Annotated in this window: 18 protein-coding genes; 9 read left to right on the plus strand and 9 right to left on the minus strand. The window is 64.6% G+C overall.

Annotated elements, in window-relative coordinates:
• Positions 1–17: 17 nt before the first annotated feature.
• From ABMY26_RS21230 to ABMY26_RS21245, 4 genes are all read right to left on the minus strand, one after another.
• A complete protein-coding gene (locus ABMY26_RS21230) occupies positions 18–365 on the minus strand; it encodes a cupredoxin domain-containing protein (RefSeq protein WP_372396645.1) in 348 nt (115 codons plus the stop codon).
• 196 nt (positions 366–561) lie between these two features.
• Positions 562–1011 carry a GFA family protein gene (locus ABMY26_RS21235; RefSeq protein WP_372396646.1) on the minus strand — a complete coding sequence of 150 codons (450 nt, stop codon included), beginning with the start codon at positions 1009–1011 and terminating at the stop codon, positions 562–564.
• Positions 1008–1466 (minus strand): GFA family protein, encoded by a 459-nt coding sequence (locus tag ABMY26_RS21240; protein WP_372396647.1) that lies wholly within the window; start codon positions 1464–1466, stop codon positions 1008–1010. The genes ABMY26_RS21235 and ABMY26_RS21240 overlap by 4 nt, the downstream gene beginning before the upstream one ends.
• Positions 1467–1469: 3 nt before the next feature.
• Positions 1470–1709, minus strand: a complete 240-nt coding sequence (locus ABMY26_RS21245; protein ID WP_372396648.1) for a DUF1127 domain-containing protein — start codon at positions 1707–1709, stop codon at positions 1470–1472.
• A gap of 172 nt (positions 1710–1881) precedes the next feature.
• On the opposite strand from ABMY26_RS21245, the gene ABMY26_RS21250 reads away from it, so the two are divergent.
• From ABMY26_RS21250 to plsY, 4 genes are all read left to right on the plus strand, one after another.
• Positions 1882–2769, plus strand: coding sequence for a transcriptional regulator GcvA (locus tag ABMY26_RS21250; RefSeq protein WP_372396649.1), 888 nt, complete (start codon positions 1882–1884; stop codon positions 2767–2769).
• Positions 2770–2849: 80 nt separating this feature from the next.
• Positions 2850–3827, plus strand: coding sequence for an aspartate carbamoyltransferase catalytic subunit (locus ABMY26_RS21255; RefSeq protein ID WP_014247612.1), 978 nt, complete (start codon positions 2850–2852; stop codon positions 3825–3827).
• Complete coding sequence (locus tag ABMY26_RS21260; RefSeq protein ID WP_372396650.1) at positions 3824–5131, plus strand: dihydroorotase family protein; 1308 nt, start codon at positions 3824–3826, stop codon at positions 5129–5131. The genes ABMY26_RS21255 and ABMY26_RS21260 overlap by 4 nt, the downstream gene beginning before the upstream one ends.
• Positions 5132–5135: 4 nt before the next feature.
• Positions 5136–5735 carry a glycerol-3-phosphate 1-O-acyltransferase PlsY gene (gene plsY / locus ABMY26_RS21265; protein WP_372396651.1) on the plus strand — a complete coding sequence of 200 codons (600 nt, stop codon included), beginning with the start codon at positions 5136–5138 and terminating at the stop codon, positions 5733–5735.
• 7 nt (positions 5736–5742) lie between these two features.
• On the opposite strand, the gene ABMY26_RS21270 is transcribed toward plsY, so the two are convergent.
• The 4 genes from ABMY26_RS21270 to ABMY26_RS21285 form a co-directional block, all read right to left on the minus strand.
• Positions 5743–6084, minus strand: a complete 342-nt coding sequence (locus ABMY26_RS21270) for a ribbon-helix-helix domain-containing protein (RefSeq protein ID WP_045580043.1) — start codon at positions 6082–6084, stop codon at positions 5743–5745.
• Between the two features lie 76 nt (positions 6085–6160).
• Positions 6161–6742, minus strand: a complete 582-nt coding sequence (locus ABMY26_RS21275) for a DJ-1/PfpI family protein (protein WP_372396652.1) — start codon at positions 6740–6742, stop codon at positions 6161–6163.
• Between the two features lie 127 nt (positions 6743–6869).
• Positions 6870–8291 carry an FAD-dependent oxidoreductase gene (locus ABMY26_RS21280; RefSeq protein WP_372396653.1) on the minus strand — a complete coding sequence of 474 codons (1422 nt, stop codon included), beginning with the start codon at positions 8289–8291 and terminating at the stop codon, positions 6870–6872.
• Positions 8292–8342: 51 nt separating this feature from the next.
• Positions 8343–9434 (minus strand): polysaccharide pyruvyl transferase family protein, encoded by a 1092-nt coding sequence (locus ABMY26_RS21285; RefSeq protein WP_372396654.1) that lies wholly within the window; start codon positions 9432–9434, stop codon positions 8343–8345.
• 615 nt (positions 9435–10049) lie between these two features.
• On the opposite strand from ABMY26_RS21285, the gene ABMY26_RS21290 reads away from it, so the two are divergent.
• The 3 genes from ABMY26_RS21290 to ABMY26_RS21300 all read left to right on the plus strand — a co-directional run bounded on the left by ABMY26_RS21290 (position 10050) and on the right by ABMY26_RS21300 (position 14698).
• On the plus strand, positions 10050–12029 hold the full coding sequence (locus ABMY26_RS21290; protein WP_372396656.1) for a methyl-accepting chemotaxis protein: 1980 nt from the start codon (positions 10050–10052) through the stop codon (positions 12027–12029).
• 256 nt (positions 12030–12285) lie between these two features.
• Positions 12286–14238: an acetoacetate--CoA ligase gene (locus ABMY26_RS21295; RefSeq protein ID WP_372396657.1), complete on the plus strand. Its 1953-nt coding sequence runs from the start codon at positions 12286–12288 to the stop codon at positions 14236–14238.
• On the plus strand, positions 14231–14698 hold the full coding sequence (locus ABMY26_RS21300) for a hypothetical protein (RefSeq protein WP_372396658.1): 468 nt from the start codon (positions 14231–14233) through the stop codon (positions 14696–14698). Before ABMY26_RS21295 ends, ABMY26_RS21300 begins: the two co-directional genes overlap by 8 nt.
• A gap of 62 nt (positions 14699–14760) precedes the next feature.
• On the opposite strand, the gene ABMY26_RS21305 is transcribed toward ABMY26_RS21300, so the two are convergent.
• Positions 14761–15753, minus strand: a complete 993-nt coding sequence (locus ABMY26_RS21305) for a TerC family protein (RefSeq protein ID WP_372399047.1) — start codon at positions 15751–15753, stop codon at positions 14761–14763.
• A gap of 422 nt (positions 15754–16175) precedes the next feature.
• Between ABMY26_RS21305 and ABMY26_RS21310 the strand changes: the two genes are divergently transcribed.
• Positions 16176–16451, plus strand: a complete 276-nt coding sequence (locus tag ABMY26_RS21310; RefSeq protein ID WP_012974184.1) for an HU family DNA-binding protein — start codon at positions 16176–16178, stop codon at positions 16449–16451.
• Positions 16452–16486: 35 nt separating this feature from the next.
• Entirely contained in the window at positions 16487–16897 is a 411-nt protein-coding gene (locus ABMY26_RS21315) for a MucR family transcriptional regulator (protein ID WP_045580036.1), read from the plus strand.
• Positions 16898–17411 lie beyond the last annotated feature (514 nt).

A 17411-nucleotide genomic window follows, 5' to 3' on the forward strand; every position in this document is an offset into this window, starting at 1 on the left:
AGGCGGTCAGGACCGCATCACTCGGCGATCACGGCGCCCTGCGCCGTTGCCTCATGGAACTCACCGAAGAAGGGATAGCGCCCCGGCTTCAGCGGACCGACCATGACCTTGATCTGCTTGCGCCCGCCGACGATCTTCTCGACCTTCATCTCGCCGCTCTCGAATTCTTCCGACGTGGCGTCCTGGTTGTCGACCAGCAGGGTCACCCGCTTGTTGGCGGGAATCTTCACCTCGGCGGGGTCGAACCGGTGCTCCTTGATGACGATGGTCACCATGTCATCGGCACGGGCAGGAGCCGCCTCGACCAGGGCCAGGCCGGTCAGGGCGACGGCGCAGACGGCGGAAAGCATCGAAAAACGGCGCATTCGCGGAAAACCTCGGGACTGGATGAGCGTTTGCTTCTGAAAATCATTCTCACCCCGGACACCCACGGTCAAATGAAAAGGCCCCCGCACGCACCGCAACGCACATGCGACGGAAACGCGCACCCGGCAGGAATGCGGCCGTCTTTCGAAACCCGATGATTGAGTGCGGATACCTGCGCGCAGCGCGCGTGTTCCGTTACGTCGGCTCCGACGACCCGGGAAACTGCTCCAGCCCGTCGGTGATCTCGTAATAATCGGCCTTGTCGGCGACATAGCCATGCTTCAGCGTCGTCAGGCCGGTGGGCTGGTCGAGGCTGCCCGCGGCGATCTCGATCTCCGTACTGCGGTCGCCTTTCCAGAACAGCGAAGAGCCGCAACGGCCACAGAACCCCCGCTCCGCAATGTCCGACGAGCGATACCAGGACAATGTCGCGTCGGCCTCGAAGACGACAGTGTCGCGCGGGACCGTGACGTAGGCACCGATATGGCCGTGAAAGCGCCGGCATTGGCCACAGTGACAGGTGATGACGCCATCCGGCCGCTCGACCAATAGGAAGCGGACGCCGCCGCACAGGCAGCCGCCCGAAAGTCCGGATCCCGGCCCAAATCCTGACTCGATCCCCAGCCCCTTCGAACCGACACTCATGCCACGACCTCTCCCGTGCTGGCCCGGCGCTCGACGCCATCGTCGCCGATGTCGTAATAACCGCCCTTGTGGTCGACGAAGATGTGGCGCTCGACCCATAGCCCCGTCGCATCGTCCAGGCTGCCGGCGGTCACGGTGATGCGCGGTCCGCCGTCTGCCGGAGCCCGGTCCAGCGCCTCCCAGAACAGGCCCGCACCGCACCGCACGCAGAAGCCGCGGCGCGCCCGGTCGGAGGACGCGTACCACGACAGCGTATCCTGCGAGAGAAGACGCAATGCCGCACGCGGCAAGCCGGTGTAGGCACCGACATGGCTGTGCTGACGCCTGCACTGGGCGCAATGGCAGAAGGAGATCGGCTCCGGCCGGGTGTCGAGGGCATAGCGCACGCCGCCGCACAGACAGCCGCCGGTCCAGACCCGGTCTTCCTCGAAGCCATCCCGACGACCATCGGCCATCGCTCAGCCCTGCCAGAAGGGCTTGTGGGCTTCCTGCTCCGCATCGGCACGGGAAATGCCGATGTCGGACAGCAGGTGGTCGGGCAGAGCCTCCAGCGCCCGGCGCTGCCGGCGCCGCTCGCTCCAGGTCGCGAAGCGGTCGAACAGGGAGACCAGCCAGTCCCCCAGGCCGGTGCCGGAGCGGACCGGGGTACGGGCGGACAGCGTGGCGCTGGAGAGGGACGACTGCGTTCCGTGAGCCATGATCGGGTCTCCTCCGACAGATGGGGAGCGGGGCTTCGGCCTCGTCGCTCCGGTTCATGTGATCGTTTGCGAAACCGAGGATGGGGCAGACGCCGCTTGCCGACAAACGACGCTTTCTCATAGAATCGATTAGCTCTCCTAATCCGATTCCCCTCCTCCGGTACGCCCCCGCATGTCACGCCGCCTGCCCCCGCTGAACGCGCTGCGCGCCTTCGAAGCCGCTGCACGTCATCTTTCCTTCACCAAAGCCGCCGACGAGTTGCATGTGACGCAGGCAGCGGTCAGCCACCAGATCAAGGCGCTGGAGGAATGGCTCGGATTACCGCTGTTTCGTCGAATGAACCGCGCGCTCGCCCTGACGGAGGCCGGCCAGAGCTACCTGCCGCCGGTCCGCGAGGCGATGGACACGCTGTCACAGGCAACCGACCGGCTGATCCGCGCCGACAGCAGCGGCACGCTGACCATTTCCACCATGCCCAGCTTCGCGTCGAAATGGCTGGTGCCGCGGCTGATGCGCTTCCAGAAACGCCATCCTGAAATGGACGTGCGGGTCCACAGCACGGCACAGGTGGTGGATTTCGCCCGCCACGACGTCGACCTTGCGATCCGCTTCGGCAACGGCCTGTGGCCGGACCTGAGGGTGGAGCGGCTTTTGACGGAGGAGATCTTTCCGGTCGGCCACCCGTCTCTGCTCGCCGGCGACCGTCCGCTGGTCAATCCAGACGATCTGCGGCACCACACGCTGCTACATGACGATTACAATATTTCCTGGACCGTGTGGTGCCGGGCAGCGGGAATCGAGGGGGTGGACACCGAACGCGGCCTGCGGTTCGACGATTCCTCCTTCACCCTGCAGGCGGCGATCAACGGCCACGGGATCGCGCTCGCCCGCGGCGTGCTGGTCGCCGACGACATCGCCGCCGGACGGCTGGTGCGGCTGTTCGAGGTACGGCTGCCCGGCAGCCTCGCCTATTATGTTGTGGCGCCGCAGCATTACTTTTCCCGGCCGAAGGTGAAGGCCTTTCGCGACTGGCTGTTCGACGAGGCGGGAACGGCCTGAAAAGCGCCGGCGAAGCCTTGCCGCAGCCGTCGGCTTGAACGGCTTGCGGGCGCCCATGCGCGCTCCTATAGTCCGCGCCCATGAGCGCGAACCCGTCCCCCGACACGGTCTTCCCGCACCGCCATCTCCTCGGTATCGAGGGGCTGCGGGCCGGCGAGATCACCCAGATCCTCGACCTTGCCGACGGCTATGTCGAGCAGAACCGCCGTCCCGTGAAGAAGTCCAACCTGTTGGACGGCCGCACGCAGGTGAACCTGTTCTTCGAGAACTCCACCCGCACCCGCACCAGCTTCGAGCTGGCGGGCAAGCGGCTGGGCGCCGACGTGATCAACATGTCGACCGACAGCAGTTCGGTGAAGAAGGGCGAAACCCTGATCGACACGGCGATGACGCTGAACGCCATGCACCTTGATGCGCTGGTGGTGCGCCATGCCGATTCTGGCGCGGTCAAACTGCTGGCCGACAAGGTCAACTGCTCGGTCATCAATGCAGGCGACGGCCACCACGAGCACCCGACCCAGGCGCTTCTCGACGCGCTGGCGATCCGCCGCCGCCTCGGCCGGCTGGACGGGCTGATCGTGGCGATCTGCGGCGACATCCTGCACAGCCGCGTCGCGCGCTCCAATATCCATCTGCTGAACGCGATGGGCGCCCGGGTGCGCTGCGTCGCGCCGCCGACGCTGCTGCCCTCGCAGATCGAGCGGCTAGGCGTCGAGGTTCATCATTCGATGAAGACCGGCCTGCGCGATGCCGACGTGGTGATGATGCTGCGCCTGCAAACCGAGCGGATGAGCGGCCAGTACGTCCCCTCGACCCGCGAGTATTTCTACTTCTATGGCCTCGATTACGAAAAGCTGGAGGTGGCGAAGCCCGACGCGGTCATCATGCATCCCGGCCCGATGAACCGCGGCGTCGAGATCGACTCGGAAGTCGCCGACGACCTAAAGCGTTCGATGATCCTCGATCAGGTGGAATTGGGCGTGGCCGTCCGCATGGCCGTGCTCGACCTGCTGACCCGTGAACGCCGCCAGTCCGACCTTGCGGGAGCCGCCCGATGAGTGCTCCGATGAATGCCCCTACTGTCTATCGCAACGCCCGCCTGCTCGATCCGGCCACCGGCCTCGACCAGCATGGTGACCTGCTGATCGACGGCGAGAGGATCGCCGATTTCGGCCCAGGCCTGTTCAACGACTCTACGCCCGAGGGTGCGGAGGTGATCGACCTTGCCGGACGGTGCCTCGCCCCCGGGCTCGTCGACATGCGCGTGCTGATCGGTGAGCCGGGCGAAGAGGAAAAGGACACGATCAAGAGCGCGTCGCGCGCCGCGGCTGCCGGCGGCATCACCGCCATGGCGCTGCTGCCGAACACCGACCCGGTCCTGGACGAAGTTGCCGGGCTGGAGTTCATCGCCCGGCGTGCCCGCGAGGTGAAGCTGGTCAAGGTGTTCGCCTATGGCTCGGCCACCCGCGGCACCGAAGGCAACGAGATCACCGAGATGGGCCTGCTGAGCCATGCCGGTGCGGTCGCCTTCACCGACGGCACCAAGGCCATCGTCAGCGCCAAGACGATGCGCCGGGCCCTGAGCTATGCCAAGACCTTCGGCAAGCTGATCGTCCAGCATCCCGAGGAGCCGTCGCTGGCATCGGGCGGCATGATGAATTCCGGCGAGATCGCCACCCGTCTCGGCCTGGTCGGCATCCCGCGCGAGGCCGAGATCATCATGATCGAGCGCGACCTGCGGCTTGCCGAGCTGACCGGCGGGCGCCTGCACTTCGCCCATGTCACCACTTCCGAGTCTGTCGACCTGATCCGCCGGGCCAAGGCGCGCGGGCTGACGGTGACCTGCGACACCGCCCCGCATTACTTCGCCCTGACCGAAACCGACGTCGGCGATTACCGCACCTATGCCAAGGTTTCGCCGCCGTTGCGCGGCGAGATGGACCGCCGGGCGGTGGTGGAGGGACTGGCCGACGGCACCATCGATGCCATCGCGTCCGACCATGTGCCGCAGGACCAGGACCAGAAGCGCCTACCCTTCGCCCAGGCCGCCTGTGGCGTGATCGGGCTGGAAACCCTGTTCCCGCTGACGCTGGAACTTGTACACAAGGGCAGGATGCCGCTGCTGAAGGCGCTGGCCTGCGTCACCTCGAACCCTGCCCGGATTCTCGACCTGCCGCTCGGCCGGATCGTCAAGGGGGGGGCGGCCGATCTGGTCGCCTTCGACCTGGACGTGCCGTGGCAGATCGACGTCAGCCGCTTCAAGTCGAAGTCGAAAAACTCGCCCTTCGAGAACCGTCCAGTCCAAGGCCGGCCGTTGCGCACCGTCGTAGACGGCCGCACGGTCTGGCAGGCGGAGGATTGATCCGGTGCTGACTCTCGTGCTTGCCGCCCTGCTGGGCTACCTGCTGGGCTCGATCCCCTTCGGGCTGGTGCTGACCCGGATGGCCGGTCTGGGCGACATCCGCCAGATCGGCTCCGGCAATATCGGCGCAACCAACGTGTTGCGCACCGGCAACAAGCCGCTGGCGCTGGCGACCCTGCTGCTAGACAGCGGCAAGGGCGCCATCGCCGCGCTGCTGGCGCTGTGGTGGAGCGGCCCCGAAGCGGCGGTGCTGGCCGCGGGCGGCGCCATGCTGGGCCACAGCTTCCCGGTGTGGCTCGGCTTCAAGGGCGGCAAGGGTGTGGCGACGGCGCTCGGCGTACTGCTGGCCGTATCCTGGCCGGTCGGCCTGCTGGCCTGCCTGACCTGGCTGGTCATGGCGGCACTGTTCCGCATCTCGTCGCTGTCGGCACTGACGGCACTGGGCATCAGCCCGTTGACCGGTTGGTATTTCGGCGGACCGCTGGTGGCAGGCCTGTGCCTGTTCATCGCAATCCTGGTCTTCATCCGCCACGAGGCGAACATCCGCCGCCTGCTAAAGGGCGAGGAACCGAAGATCGGCGCCGGCAAGAAGAAGTCGGCCTAGGCCCGTATCACATCCCGGCGGCAGTGGCGTGCAGGCTTACCACCGTGCCGCCTCGCCGCTGCGCCGGCATGCGGTCTTCACCGGCATTCACCACCAGGGACAGGTAGCGCAGGCAGCTCACCCGCAGGAAGGACGCCAGATTGGGCACCTCGCCGCGGAATTCGACAATCTCGTCATAGAGCTTGGCGATCAGCTGGTTCGTGGTCATGCCGTCTCGCGCGGCGATCTCGGCCAGCACATCCCAGAACAGCGCTTCGAGCCGGATCGTGGTGACGACACCATGGATTCTGACCGAACGCGAACGCGGCTCGTACAGGATCGGGTCGGCCTTGACGTAGATCTCGCACATCGGCGGCACCCTCCCGGTCAAGCGGAAGGGACGGCGGCAGGATTGCGGCCGCCCCTGACCATGCACCACGATCACATCACAGTTCGATGCGGGTTCCCAGCGCGGCGATGAAGCGCGACATCCAGGCGGGATGGGCCGGCCAGGCCGGGGCGGTGATCAGGTTCCCCTCGGTCACCGCATCGTCGATGGCGATGTCGGCATACTCGCCGCCGGCAAGCTCCACCTCCGGCCGGCAGGCGGGATAGGCCGAAACCCGCCGCCCCTTCAACACACCGGCAGCAGCCAGCAACTGGGCGCCATGGCAGACTGCGGCGATGGGCTTGCCGGCGGCATCGAACTCCCTGACGAGCGCCAGCACCGCTGGATTGAGCCGCAGATATTCCGGAGCCCGGCCGCCCGGAATCACCAGGGCGTCGTAGGAGCCCGCGGTCACAGTCTCGAAGCTGGCGTTGAGCGTGAAGTTATGGCCGCGCTTCTCGCTATAGGTCTGGTCGCCCTCGAAATCATGGATCGCGGTGGCAACGCGGTCGCCCGCTGTCTTGCCGGGACAGACCGCATGGACCACATGGCCGACCGCGAGCAGGGTCTGGAACGGCACCATGGTTTCGTAATCCTCGGCATAGTCGCCCACCAGCATCAGAATGGTCTTCGCCGCCATCGCATCCTCCCGTGATCGGTGGAAATCCATTTGCGGGACGGATTGTAGGGCGCCGAACGGCCCGGCAGGTAACAGCGGGCTATGACGGCGGGATTTTCCGGCCCCCTGGCTTCCGGCTCGGGATGCCCTACTCCACCGGCCGCAGCAAGGCACCCTGGCGCAGCAGTTCCGTCTGCACCATGCGATGATGCATGTCGCGCGGCTGTTCGCCCCGCTTGACCGCGAAGGCGGCACAGACGCCGGCGGCCTGTCCGGTCGCCATGCAGGTGGGAGTGACGCGGTAGGAGGAATGGGCCTCGTGGCTGCCGGAGATGCAGCGTCCGGCCACCAGCAGATTGTCCACGCCGACAGGCAGCAGGGCACGCAACGGCACTTCGTACCATTCGCCGGTCGGCACACGCTTCAGGGTCGTGCCCTTGCCGGTCGGGCTGTGGATGTCGACGGGGTAGGTCCCGCGCGCCACCGCATCCTCGAACTTGGCCGCGCCCAGCACGTCGTCGGCACTCATGCGGTAACGGCCGACGATCCGCCGCGTCTCGCGCACGCCGACGGCAACGCCGGTCTGGCAGATATGGGAATCGGCGAAACCCGGCACGTATTTCTTCATGAACGCCGCGATCTGCGCCGCCTGCCGCCGGCTTTCCCATTCGGCGCGGGTCAGGTCGAAGACGTCCGTGCCCAGCACGCCGGTCACCCGCGTGCAGTTCAGCGCCACCTCGTCCGGATGGGTGGTGCCGAAGAACAGGATGTCCTCGCGGGTCAGCGACAGATCGCCGTTGGCGGTGGCCTTCGACACCAGATCCCACAATCCATGCACGCCCCGCCACTGGGTCGGATTCTCATGCACGAATCCGGAAAACCGGCCATGGTCGAAGCCGGCCATGCGGAACATCAGCGTCATCGGCTGGGTCAGCCCATCCTCGTCACGGCCGATCTCATATTCGGCACCGGACAGGGCGGCGATATCTCCGTCGCCGGTGCCGTCGACGATGGTTCCGGCCTCGATCACCAACGGGCCGGACTTCGTTTCGAAGACGACGCCGGTCGGCCGGCCGCGCTCCCCCACGATGCCGGACGCGAAGGCATGCAACAGCACCCGCACCCCGGCATCGTCCAGGATCTCCTGCGACACCGCCTTCAGGATTTCCGGGTCGAAGGGCACGGTGAATCCGGTATCGGACGACGGAGCGATGGCACCATGCGCGGCATAAAGCCGCCCGAGGAACGCTGCCAGCGCCCCGCCGACCACCGGCTCGCCGGGGCCATGGTCCTGCGGCATCAGCCTGGTGTTGTCGACGACGGCGACCGATCCGCGCCGGGTATAGAAACTCATCCAGGGCATGACCAAAGCCACCGTGGCATTGCCGCCCAGAAAGCCGTAGCGCTCGACCAGGATGGTGTCGGCCCCCGCCTGCGATGCTCCCATCGCCGCGGCCATTCCTGCCGGACCTCCACCGACGACCAGCACGTCGCAACGGCCGACCCGCGTGGCGATACGCGGTGGCAGGATGACTGTGGCCGGGTCGGCGGGCAGTGTCAGGACGGGCACGATTCGATCTCCCTGGGGTTTTTCGGTTCGTTCAACGCCGCCTGAGCGGCATCACTCCTCACCGCGCGTGGCCAGCGGCGCCGTGCGACGGGCAAGCTCCTGCAGGCGCGGTACATTTTCGCGCAGCAGCGCCTGCTGATCGGCGCGGTGATCCCACAGCCGGTCGAGATCGGCCAGAAAGGTGCCGGCCGTCGTATGGGCAACGGTGGAGCGCGGTTCCAGCCCCAGCGAAGTCAGGAAGTCCGCCACCTTGGAGGCATAGGGCAAAGCCATCACCGGCGTGCCGGATATGGCCGCGAAGATCAGAAAATGCAGCCGCATCCCCACGGCGAGATGCAGATGCTCCATCAAGCCGAGGATCTGCCGCGGTCCGTACCGGTATTTCAGCAGATGGGCCCGCTCCGGCAGGCTCATACGCCCCATCACCCGATGGGCCTCGCGCACATCGGCGCGCTCCATCGGTACGAACAGCACGTCGGCCTCGAACCGTTCGGTCATGAAATCGGCGGCCTCGGCCAACAGCTGGTGGTAGGCGGCCTCCGACAGATCCGGTGCAGCCCCCCCGCGTTCGCGCACCGACAGGCCGATCAGCGGCCGGTCACGGGGAATGCCGGCTTCCGCCAGCATTTCGGCGCTGAAGGGGTCGGGAGTCAGCAGCAGGGCCGGATCGGCGGTGACCTCAACCGGGACGCGGACGCCGATCTCCTCGATCAGCCGCTTGGCACTTTGTTCACGCACGGTGATTCCATCCATGCGGTCGAGTCCGTCGCGCACCGCATCGCGCTCGACCTGATGTTTCAACGGGCCGACCCCGATGGCGAAGGTGCGGGTCGGTATGCCAAAGCGCTGGGCGATGACGACTTCGCGCAGATAGGTTTGGGCCTCGCTGTCATAGAGGATGCCGCCGCCGCCCAGCAGCAGCAGGTCCAGCCGCTCGACCTCCGGCATGATCTCATCCCGTGTCGCTTCACGAGGATTCAACACACGGTCGACCGCGTGGTTGGCGCGGGTGTGTTCCGCATCGCGGGTGAAGACGACGATCTCGACCTCCGGTACGGTCGCCCGCAATTGCTCCACGGCGGCGGTGAGGATCGCCTCATCTCCCAGGTTCAGACCACCATAAGACCCGGAAATCCCGATCACCTTCATCTTGCTCCACCCCCGATCTCGCTGGGAGGCGCCCGGTCATGCGGAAGCGCTGCCGGGAAGAACCGCTTGCGAACAGGCAAAGTTCCCATCGCATGCATTATGCGGGGGGCCGTCATGCAGTGGTCGGATGCGCCGGCTGGCATTCGAAATTTGTCGAATGGCGATGGTGGAAAGTGGGCCGGACACGGGGGTCATCGGCGTCTAAGTTGATATACTAGAATATTAAAAATGCACGACTGACCGCCAATCCCTGTCCGATCCCAAGAATACTGCGCCTCTCATAATTCAAGAAAGAATTTTCATATTCTTACTCGCAATAGAAAATAATATAAAAATCAATTATAAGTAGCAAAATGAACTTTTTTATCATGGAGACCATGCCGGTCTATTGCTATTTTGACTAGAGTCGAAAATATTTTCGTATATCATCATTGCGGACCGATGAATAAAAACATCGGCCTTTCCCTTTCCATTCTTTTAATCACTCGACAGCATATGAAGTCACGCATGAGCGCCTGTTTGGGGCTCGGTGGACCGGCAGGCAAACCAATGAAAATGGATGGAACGGGGGCCTTTTAGACGATGGGTGGCTTAAAGATTCGCGCGCGGGTGACAGCCGGTTTCGGTGTGATCGTCCTCCTCCTTCTCATACTCGGTATCGTGTCCTGGCATTCGGCCCAGCGTTCCAGCGACTCCCTGAACGAGTTCTCCGATCAAGGTTTGATCGTGGAAAAGATGCAGCACGTCGACCTCTCCGTTCTGCGCGGCCGAATGGCCTTCCTGCGATACATGGCAGAACCCAAGCTGGAAAACTCGGAAGGTCTCTTTACCGAAATGGCGAATGCCGAACGTGAATTGTCGGCCGCCAAGCCGATGATGCCGGACGATGCCGCCCGCAAGCGGCTCGACGAGGTGTCGGTTAATCTCCAAGCCTATGCGGCGGCTGCGCTCGACTACCGGGACCGCCGCGGCGAACTGGAACGGCTGAACCGGGAGATCGTCTACGACGCGGGCTCCAGCCTGCGAGCCCTGCTGGTCGAAATGCGTACGGCTGAGGAGAACACCGATCATTACGGCACAATCGTCACGCTGAACAAGATCAGTGAAGCGGTCTGGACCAGTCGAATCCTGGCCTTCCGCCTGCTGGCCGGCGATAGGGAGTATGGTTTCGACCGCGTGATCGCACGCCTCACCGAAGCTTCCGATTCGATGAAGGACGTGACCGGCATGCCACTGGCGGACGGTCAGTTGGCGCGGATCGACGCAGCCCGCGCACTGTTTGCGAAGTTCGCGGCCGGATTGAAGGCGATGGAAGGCCATATGACCGCGATGGCCGAGATCACCGACAAGCGACTGTCACCCACCGGCACGGCAATCGGCAGGCAATTGCAGGCTATCCGCGAGACGATCGGCGCCGGCCAGTCGGCTTTGCGCAAGGAAGCTCAGGAGACGGCCAACGCCGCCGAATCCCTGTCCCTGATCCTGACGCCCGCCGCAGCCGCGCTGGCAATCCTGCTGGCATGGCTGATCGGCCGCAGCGTCGCCACTCCGGTTCTCGCCATGACTTCCGCCATGGGCCTTCTGGCGGAAGGCGACCTCGAGGTCGAAATCCCCGCCACCGACCGCCGGGACGAAATCGGCGCGATGGCCGCCGCGGTCCAGATCTTCCGCGACAACATGATACGGACCCGGCGGGTGGAGCAGGAGGCCAAGGAGGCCGAAGTCCGCGCTTCGGAGATTCAGCGCACCGCCATGTTGCAGATGGCCGCTCGGTTCGAAGGAAGCGTCCAGGGCATCGTCGAGACGGTGGCTTCGGCGGCAACCGAGATGCAGGGTGCCGCATCCGCCATGTCCTCGACTGCCGATCAGACCAACGTGCAGGCCTCCAGCGTCGCGGCGGCAGCCGAGCAGGCGTCGACCAACGTCCAGACCGTGGCCGCGGCAACGGAAGAGCTGTCCGCCTCCATCGCCGAGATCGGCCGGCAGGTTACCACCTCCACCCAGGTCGCCGCCCGGGCGGTGGAGGATGCACGCCGCACCGGCGAGGCGATCGACGGGCTGGTGCAGGCCGCCCAGCAGATCGAGCAGGTGGTGGTGCTCATCAACTCCATCGCCGGCCAGACAAACCTGCTGGCGCTGAATGCGACCATCGAGGCGGCCCGCGCCGGTGAAGCCGGCAAAGGATTCGCCGTCGTCGCCAGCGAGGTGAAGCAGCTCGCCAACCAGACCGCTCGCGCAACGGAAGACATCCAGGTCAAGGTGAAGGAGATCCAGGCTGCCTCCATCGGTGCGCAGGCCGCCATCACCGGCATCGCCGGCACCATCGACCGGATCAGCGACATCTCGACCGGAATCGCCGCGGCGATCGAGGAACAGAATGCCGCCACCGGCGATATCGCCAGCAACGTCGCGCAGGCTGCACGCGGCACCGGCGAGGTGTCCTCCAACATCCTGGGCGTCAATCAGGCGGCATCGGAAACCGGATCGGCGGCGGGTCAGGTCCTGCACGCGGCCGGCGGCCTTGCCCGCGAAGCCGAGCGGCTGCGTCAGGAAGTTCAGAATTTCGTTGCGACGATCCGGGCGGCCTGACGGGGCATCCGCCCTCGCGTCGCCGACGGCAAGCCCTTGCGGCGGGGAGGCCCCTCCCCGCTGTTACCTTTTGTATCAGCTTGATTTCATTCCGCGTTCCACGAACCCCGTCCGGCAGCATTTCACCCACCAGGGGAAAGACAACCGATGCAGCCATGCGCTATGCTGCACGGCAATCCGGGGTACGAACAAGCAACCCGGCAGATAAGCCGGCTGCTTGATGCCGGCTGGAAACCAGACGCTGAGGGAATCGAGAATGGACACTCCGCTGTGGAGCCCGAGTGAGGAACGCGTCGCGCAGGCCAACCTGACCGCCTTCCGGGAAGCGGCGAACGCGCGTTTCGGATTGCGGCTCGACGGTTACGAAGCGCTATACAACTGGTCCATCGCCGAGAAGGAACGGTTCTGGCGTTTCCTGTGGGAGTGGGCGGGACTGACCGGCGACCTGGGTGCCGTCGACCTGCTGGACGGCAACAGGATGCCGGGCGCCCGCTGGTTCCCGGAAGCGCGCCTCAGCTATGCCGAGAACCTGCTGGCCGGGGCGCCCGCCGACGATGCCGTGGTCTTCTGGGGCGAGGACAAGGTGAAATACCGCTGGAGCGGCGCCGAGTTGAGGGCCACCGTCTCCCGGCTCCAGCAGGCGCTGAGGGCGCAGGGGGTCGGCAAGGGCGACCGCGTCGCAGCCATCATGCCCAACATGCCGGAAACACTCGCGGCGATGGTCGCCACCACCAGCCTGGGCGCGGTCTGGTCATCCTGCTCGCCGGATTTCGGCATCCAGGGCATCACCGACCGCTTCGGCCAGATCGAGCCGAAGGTGGTCTTCGCCCCCGATGCCTACTGGTACAATGGCAAGAGCCACGACGTCCGCGCCAAGCTGGTCGAGGTGCTGAAGGACCTGCCGACCGTCGTCGCCACCGTCATCGTTCCTTATGTCGAACAGACGCCGGATGTGTCGATGATTCCGGGTGCCGTCGGCTTCCAGGACTTCATGGCGCCCCATCCGGCGGCCGAACCGGTGTTCGAGCGGGTCGCCTTCGACCACCCGCTGTTCATCCTCTATTCCTCCGGTACCACTGGAAAGCCGAAATGCATCGTCCACGGCACCGGCGGCTCCATCCTTCAGCATGTGAAGGAACACCGGCTGCATTGCGACCTGAAACACGGCGACCGGTTGTTCTACTTCACCACCTGCGGCTGGATGATGTGGAACTGGCTGGTGAGCGGGCTGGCCAGCGGCACGACGCTGGTCCTCTATGACGGATCGCCCTTCGCGCCGGACGGCAACATCCTGTTCGACTATGCCGAAGCCGAGAAGGTGACCCTGTTCGGCACCTCGGCCAAGTTCATCCAGTCGCTCGAGAAGTCGGGATTGGAGCCGATCAGGACCCACCCGCTGACAAACCTGCGGACGCTGACCTCCACCGGTTCGCCGTTGATGCCGGAGAATTTCGAGTTCGTCTACCGCGCGATCAAACAGAATGTCCATCTCGCCTCGATCAGCGGCGGAACCGACATCATGTCCTGCTTCGTGCTGGGCAACCCGATCGCTCCGGTCTGGAAAGGAGAGATCCAGACCCGTGGACTTGGCATGGCGGTGGAAGCGTTCGACGACAACGGCGTGGCGGTGCGCGGCGAGAAGGGTGAATTGGTCTGTACCCGTCCCTTCCCCAGCATGCCGATCGGATTCTGGGCCGATCCCGACGGTTCCAAATACCGCGCCGCCTATTTCGACCGCTTCCCCGACATCTGGGTCCATGGCGACTTCATAGAGCAGACCGAACATGGCGGCTGGGTGATCTACGGCCGGTCGGACACGGTGTTGAACCCCGGCGGCGTGCGCATCGGCACGGCGGAGATCTACCGCCAAGTCGAACAGCTGCCGGAGATCATGGAGGCGGTCTGCATCGGACAGGAATGGGACGGCGACGTCCGCGTCGTGCTGTTCGTCGTCTTGCGCGAGGGCATGACGCTTGACGAGAGCCTTGCCGCAGCCATCCGCAAGCGGATCAAGGACAATTGCTCTCCCCGCCACGTCCCGGCGAAGATCGTGCAGGTCACCGACATCCCGCGCACCCGTTCCGGCAAGATCACCGAACTGGCGGTGCGCGATGCGGTCCACGGACGCCCGATCAAGAACACCGAGGCGCTGTCCAATCCGCAGGCCCTCGACGAGTTCCGCGAACGGTCCGAATTGAGCGGTGCTTGATGTGGCGCCGCCGCTGTTCCTGGATCTCGACGGAGTGCTGGCCGACTTCGACCGCGGCGTCGTCGCGGTTACCGGCAGGCGCCCGGAGCAACTGGCGATGAAGGAGATGTGGCGGGCCCTGTCCCGCCACGCCGACTTCTTCGGCACCTTGGAGTTCATGCACGACGCGCAGGAACTGTGGAGCTTCTGCGCGCCGCACCGGCCGACCATCCTGACCGGGCTGCCGCTCGGCAGTTGGGCTCCCGACCAGAAGATGCGCTGGGTTGCCCGGATGCTTGGCGCGGACGTGCCGGTCATCACCTGCATGGCCCGCGATAAGGCCCTGCACGCCACCCCCGGTGCGGTTCTCGTCGACGACCGCGAGAAGGCCCGCAAGCCCTGGGAGGCGGCGGGCGGCCGTTTCGTCCTTCATCGCAACGCCTCGGATAGCATCGCCGAACTGATGAAGCTGGGCTTCTGAAGGGCGGCAACGATGCGATCGCACTGCATCATGCATCGCTGCTGCCCATTCAGGCCATGGCGTCACCCAGCCTCAGCGGTCCGATCCTCGCGACTGGTTTTCCATAGGGACACCAGAACGCCGCCTGCGATCAGGGCGAAGGTCACGCCCAATGCGATCAGCGGATCCGGCTTGGCGACCAGCTGGGTGTAGAAGATCTTGCCGCCGATGAAGACCAGTACCAGTGCCAGAGCGTATTTGAGATAGCGGAAGCGGTGGACCATGGCGGCGAGCGCGAAATAGAGCGCACGCAGTCCCAGGATCGCGAAGATGTTGCTGGTGTAGACCAGATAAGGGTCGGTGGTGATGGCAAAGATCGCCGGAACGCTGTCGACCGCAAAGACCAGATCGGCAAGTTCCACCATGACCAGCGCCAGCAGGAGGGGAGTCGCCGTCCAGCGCAGCGCACCGCCCTCGCCTGCCGGCTCCTTCACCAAGAAGTGGTGGCCGTGGAAACGGTCGGTGACACGGATGCGTCTCTTCAGGAAGCGCAGCACCGCATTGTCGCCGATGTTCATTTCCTCATCCGACGCGAACAGCATCTTGATGCCGGTCAGCAGCAGGAATGCGCCGAACACGTAAAGAATCCAGTGGAATTCGGCAACCAGGGCCGCGCCGGCGCCGATCATCAGGCCGCGCAGCACGATCACGCCCAGGATACCCCAAAACAGCACCCTGTGCTGCAATTCGCGCGGAACTGCGAAGTAGCTGAAGATCAGCGATATGACGAAGACGTTGTCGAGCGACAGGCTTTTTTCGACGAAGAAGCCCGTATAGTATTGAAGACCGGCTTCGCCCCCCATCGACCACCAGATCCAGCCGCCGAACAACATGGCGACGGCAATGTAGAAGGCCGACAGCTTCAAACTCTCGCCGACCCCGATGACATGGTCGCGCCGGTTCAGGACACCCAGATCGAGAACCAGCAGCGACAGGACAACACCAACGAAAATCAGCCAAATCCAGATTGGTTTTCCCAAAAATTCGAGGAAAACCATTGTCATTATACCGTCCATCGCAAGATCCACTTGATGACGCTGCGTCAGCGGAGTGATCAAGCGGTTCCGACATCACGACCGACGCCTCGGTCGCCAGAGGGGCCCGGACCCGTACTTTCCGGCAGATGGTGTCGGCTTGGATCAGGTCAAGATGCCCGAAGACCGCCACCGCGTCATCCCAATCAAAATACATCCAGCCAACAGCCGCATCTTTGCGAGTCGCGACGCACATCTCCGTCGAAGTCAGAAAGACCGCGGCCGGGGGTGCTTCACGGGCTTCGGGACTCGGGTCTTGATGCAACGCCGCCACAGATGGGGAACGAAGAGCGGGCAAGAAAAACACCGGCGGTTGCCCAATCTGTGTTCGCTCTTGTGCGGATGGTGCCGTTCTGCCAATAACTCCGAAAAACCGAAACCAAACCGACCAAATGGAGTTTTGCATGAACCAGGCCGAACTGATCGAAACCGTCGCCACCAATGCCGGCATCAAGAAGGCCGACGCGGCCAAGGTCGTTCAGGCGGTGTTCGAGGGCATCTCCGGCGCGCTGGGCCGGGGCGAGGACGTGCGTCTGGCCGGTTTCGGCATTTTCGAGGTGGCCGAGCGTGCCGCCCGTGAAGGCCGCAACCCGCGTACCGGCGAAGTCGTTGCCATCGCCGCGTCGAAGGCTCCGAAATTCAAGCCGGCCAAGCAGCTGCGCGATCTGGTGAACGGCTGACCCGCACGCCACCTTTGCCGTTGGGGAGCGCCGCCATGAGCATCGATCAAACTGAACTGCAATCGTTGACCGCCAGGGTCGTCGCCGCCTATGTCGGCAACAACTCGGTGCCGGTCCAGGATCTGCCCACGCTGATCAACAGCGTGCAGGCTGCCTTCCGTGGCCTGGGCGACGACAAGCCCGTTCAGGCCAAGGCCGAACTGGTTCCGGCCGTTGCCATCAAGAAGTCGGTTACCCCGGAATACATCGTCTGTCTGGAAGATGGAAAGAAGCTGAAGATGCTGAAACGGCATCTGAAGACCGTCTATGACATGACGCCGGACGAATATCGCGCCAAGTGGGCGCTTCCGCCGGAATATCCGATGGTTGCGCCGAACTATGCCAAGGCGCGTTCGGAGATGGCGACCAAGCTCGGCCTTGGCCGCAAGCGCGCGGCGGCCGAGTAGCCCGCTTCGACTCTCAACCTCGACTGGAAAGGACGCACCCCGGTGGGTGTGTCCTTTTCCGTTTGATGTTCCACGGCGACCTTTGAATGCAACGCGGTCGACAGGCTTCATCGATCAGCGCGCCGTCATCACGGATTACCTCCAAACCGGTTCACTGGCCTATGACCAAGGTTCAGGTGGCGAAGTGGATCGGCCTTCCCATCTAGGGTTCTTGGTTCAGGGGAGGTCCTATCCCCTACTTCGCAGCAGAGGCATAGTAACCTCTCCTCACCCAGGCCGACATTCGGCCGATGCAGTTCGCGGGTGCGGCACCGGACAACGGACCGGCGGAGAAAAATGACGGAAGTCCCGGGGCCGCCACCTGCCCAAACGATCATCGGCGGAAGGTCAGAGGTCATAGGATCGCCCCCCCTCCCGGTCCGCCGGTGTGGGTGGAGGAAGAGCCTGGGTATACGCCGAAAAACTGCCGGGACACGCCCTTTACAGGCTTGATCCGTTTGGTTTGCGCGGCCAC

Source organism: Azospirillum sp. HJ39, assembly GCF_041507355.1.
Lineage (GTDB): Bacteria > Pseudomonadota > Alphaproteobacteria > Azospirillales > Azospirillaceae > Azospirillum > Azospirillum thiophilum.

Coding starts and splice junctions, on each gene's coding strand:
- ABMY26_RS21310 (WP_012974184.1), top strand. CDS start 16,176: ATGAACCAGGCCGAACTGATCGAAACCGTCGCCACCAATGCCGGCATC.
- ABMY26_RS21240 (WP_372396647.1), bottom strand. CDS start 1,466: ATGGCCGATGGTCGTCGGGATGGCTTCGAGGAAGACCGGGTCTGGACC.
- ABMY26_RS21315 (WP_045580036.1), top strand. CDS start 16,487: ATGAGCATCGATCAAACTGAACTGCAATCGTTGACCGCCAGGGTCGTC.
- ABMY26_RS21255 (WP_014247612.1), top strand. CDS start 2,850: ATGAGCGCGAACCCGTCCCCCGACACGGTCTTCCCGCACCGCCATCTC.
- ABMY26_RS21245 (WP_372396648.1), bottom strand. CDS start 1,709: ATGGCTCACGGAACGCAGTCGTCCCTCTCCAGCGCCACGCTGTCCGCC.
- ABMY26_RS21295 (WP_372396657.1), top strand. CDS start 12,286: ATGGACACTCCGCTGTGGAGCCCGAGTGAGGAACGCGTCGCGCAGGCC.
- ABMY26_RS21230 (WP_372396645.1), bottom strand. CDS start 365: ATGCGCCGTTTTTCGATGCTTTCCGCCGTCTGCGCCGTCGCCCTGACC.
- ABMY26_RS21275 (WP_372396652.1), bottom strand. CDS start 6,742: ATGGCGGCGAAGACCATTCTGATGCTGGTGGGCGACTATGCCGAGGAT.
- ABMY26_RS21250 (WP_372396649.1), top strand. CDS start 1,882: ATGTCACGCCGCCTGCCCCCGCTGAACGCGCTGCGCGCCTTCGAAGCC.
- ABMY26_RS21305 (WP_372399047.1), bottom strand. CDS start 15,753: ATGGACGGTATAATGACAATGGTTTTCCTCGAATTTTTGGGAAAACCA.
- ABMY26_RS21260 (WP_372396650.1), top strand. CDS start 3,824: ATGAGTGCTCCGATGAATGCCCCTACTGTCTATCGCAACGCCCGCCTG.
- ABMY26_RS21235 (WP_372396646.1), bottom strand. CDS start 1,011: ATGAGTGTCGGTTCGAAGGGGCTGGGGATCGAGTCAGGATTTGGGCCG.
- ABMY26_RS21270 (WP_045580043.1), bottom strand. CDS start 6,084: ATGTGCGAGATCTACGTCAAGGCCGACCCGATCCTGTACGAGCCGCGT.